This is a genomic window from Paenibacillus thalictri (assembly GCF_004307995.1).
In the GTDB taxonomy this organism is placed as follows: domain Bacteria; phylum Bacillota; class Bacilli; order Paenibacillales; family NBRC-103111; genus Paenibacillus_AF; species Paenibacillus_AF thalictri.
Genome location: NZ_SIRE01000068.1, coordinates 1 through 2,424 on the forward strand (window position 1 = coordinate 1; position 2,424 = coordinate 2,424).

The following is a 2,424-nucleotide window of genomic DNA, read 5'->3' on the forward strand; positions in this document are numbered from 1 at the left end:
TGTTTTTTGCAAATGAAAAATGCTGAGTTTTGCTGCGAAAAATGCCGAGGTCACTTGCCAGTTAACATGAGTTATTGCGGAATTCGTTCCATCGCTTGTTTGAGTCGGAAGCTCTCGCCGGTGAAGGACAGAATGTGTGCATGGTGCACCAGACGATCAACCAAAGCTGACGTAAGCTTCGTGTCTCCAAAAATCGAGGTCCATTGACCGAACTCCAGATTGGAGGTCACGATCACGCTCTGCTGTTCATAGCAATCGGCAATTACGTTAAATAAGAGCTCTGAGCCGGTTTGGCTAAAAGGAACGTAGCCAACCTCATCCAATATAATCAATTCCATCTTTCTCATCCTTTCTCGAAAACGGCTGAGTGTGCCTGCAGCAAATTTCTCTTGCAATATAGCCACCAGGTCCGCGGCCCGGAAAAATTGAACCGCGTGTCCTCGCCTGCAAGCCTCCACCCCCAAAGCTGTAGCCATGTGGGTTTTGCCTGTCCCCACCGCACCCATCAGCAACAAGTTTTCTCGGCGTGCTAGCCATGTCATATCCAGCAGCACTTCAAGTGTGCAACCGGCAGGAAACGTAATATGCTCTTTCACATACCCCTCAAAGGTTTTCAGGTGGGGAAAACCTGCCTGCTGCACTAATTTCCCAAGTTTCGCCCGCCGTCGTCCTTCTCGTTCCGCGAGCAGCAGCTGTTCCACCAGTTCATTTGTGCGTTCATCTTGCTGCTGCGCGACATACTCCACCACATGAGCCAGGCGAAGTTGCCGGCATAATTCGATCAGATCATTCCGCACCTCAGCTCACCCCCATCAGGCGATCATAACGTTCAAGCGACTCGGCTTCTTGTGTGCCAGGCGGAGAAAGCGTCTCCGTCCATGCCACCGGAATGTCTCGCTTCAGTTGCTTTAATCCAAGTGCAGCCGTCACCTGGGCGACAGTCGCTTCGCTACGTGCCTCCTGCAGGATCTCTCCAATTTGTGCGATGGGGTAAACACCCGACCAGTGGGCTAACGCCTGTAATCGTTCCTTGCGCACGGCTAGATCCGTTATGTTCACATACTGCCGGACGGCTTCTGGCAGCATCCGGACGAATTGCGAATGGTTGACGCTGCGGGGCTTTCGCAGTAGGTTGGTGAACACTTGTACCCATGGAACATCCGCCGTTCTGCCGGTGTACGGACGCGGCACTTCGTGTACGATCTGCTGCTGCTGTGTCAGGATCACCAGCCGATCCCAAAAGGTTTGAATCAGCACCTCACTGCCGGGAGGAACCAATCCGGCCAGTGGGATGGTACTACTGTCCACCCGAATTTCTCCGTATTTGTTGACCACTGCTGCGCTCATTCGGAAAGGCTCAAAGGCGTTCTCAGGCAATGTCAGCAGGTGGCGGCGGTCGAATTCCCACAGATCCGCAATTTGTTCTCCTTTGGCATAATGCGGACGCTCCCGATCTTGCCGAGCTTGTTCAGCAAAGTAGTCGGCCAGTTGCTCGTGGCTTTCATAGATTGGAATCGGCACCGCCCAGTTTCGCTTGGCGTAGCCGCACTTGCTCTCGACATGCCCTTTTTCGTGACCGCTGTACGGATTGCAAAACACCGCCTCCATCCGGTAGTGGGCACAAAACCGCTGGAACCCTTCAGTTAGCTGCCGCTCGCCATGCTTCTCGATGTGAACGACAGCGGCAGACAGATTATCGAACCAGACCCGACGAGGAACTCCGCCCATCTGCGTAAAGCATTGCTTCATTCCTTCGAGAAAACATTCCTGGTTTTCCGCCGGTGTAGGGTAGATGAACGCCGCATTGCTGGAGGGGAAGGAAACCACTAACAGCTTGTAAGAGAGTAGTTGCTGATCACGACTGACCTGAATCGTCGTAAAGTCAACTTGCGCTTCTCCTGGGGGATGCTCCAATCTCTCGTATGATTTTGCACGCTCCAAAGCCATTTCGCTTTTGCGTTTCTTGACATAAGCGAGGACAGTGCGTTGTCCACCGGTAAAAGCATATTCAGCTTGCAATCGTTGAAATATCCTCACTCCTGTATGACGTTGCTTCCTCGGAAGCAGTTGATCTTCCTCTAGCCAAGCATCCACAACTTCCATAACCGGCCCCATGATCGGGCTGTTACTTTTTCGTTTCCCGAGGTCCTCATTCCAGTTTGCTTTGTCGGCGTATCGATTTGCCGTTCTCCAGTGAATGCCCACCTGTCTGGCAATCTCGCTTACCGAATGACCTTCTGATTCACGTAAAAATCTGATATACTCTTGTTGAGGCATTTTCAGCATTCCTTCCAGTCTCCTTCGTCAGTTGTCGCAAACTTAACGATAGGAGGATAATGGGATGCTGGCAAGTGTCTCTTTTCTTTGCAATTAGTTAAGCATTTTTATGCTGCAATGTTCGGCACTTTTAGTATGCAATATACA

The 2,424-nt window shown here is 51.5% G+C and carries 2 protein-coding genes; both read right to left on the minus strand.

The genetic code is table 11. The features are described 5' to 3' along the window. Nucleotides 1–71: 71 nt before the first annotated feature. On the minus strand, nt 72–797 hold the full coding sequence (gene istB, locus EYB31_RS39870; protein WP_131019139.1) for an IS21-like element helper ATPase IstB: 726 nt from the start codon (nt 795–797) through the stop codon (nt 72–74). Nucleotide 798: 1 nt separating this feature from the next. Beyond that, nucleotides 799–2,286, minus strand: a complete 1,488-nt coding sequence (gene istA / locus EYB31_RS39875) for an IS21 family transposase (RefSeq protein ID WP_131019140.1) — start codon at nt 2,284–2,286, stop codon at nt 799–801. Nucleotides 2,287–2,424 lie beyond the last annotated feature (138 nt).